Source organism: Streptomyces doebereineriae, from assembly GCF_031845645.1.
In the GTDB taxonomy this organism is placed as follows: Bacteria; Actinomycetota; Actinomycetes; order Streptomycetales; family Streptomycetaceae; genus Streptomyces; species Streptomyces canus.
Genome location: NZ_JAVREZ010000402.1, coordinates 1 through 431, shown reverse-complemented (window position 1 = coordinate 431; position 431 = coordinate 1). Strand labels below are relative to the sequence as shown.

Annotated in this window: 1 protein-coding gene; it reads left to right on the top strand. The window is 66.8% G+C overall.

Annotation, left to right across the window (positions count from 1 at the left end; genetic code table 11):
* Window positions 1–431, top strand: a 431-nt coding sequence (locus RNB18_RS52510; protein WP_311721118.1) for an MFS transporter, incomplete at both ends; no start/stop codon positions are given.

Genomic DNA, 431 nt, shown 5'->3' with positions numbered 1-431 from the left:
ACCGCGATGCTGGCCCGGCGACCCATCCTGCTGACCAATCTGGCGACGATCTTGGTCGGAATGGGGCTGTACTTCGCCTTCCTCGGCCTCACCCAGTTCGTGCAGATGTCACGTGAGGCCGCCGGCTACGGATTCGGCGCCAGTGTGCTGCAAGCCAGCGTCTACTTCCTGCTGCCCGGAGCGCTGACCGGTTTTCTGGTGGCACTCGTCAGCGGCCGGTACATCGACCGGTACGGCGCCCGCCGAGTACTGGTGGTGGCCGCTGTTGCCGGGATCGCCGGATTCGTCATGCTCGCCGTGGCCCATGGCCGTCCCTGGCAGGTCGTCGTGGCAGGTGTCTTGGCCAACGCCTATATCAGCCTGGGCTACGGCGCCCTGCCCGCGTTGGTCGTCAGCGAGGTGGACGCCAGTGAGACGGGCATCGCCACGAG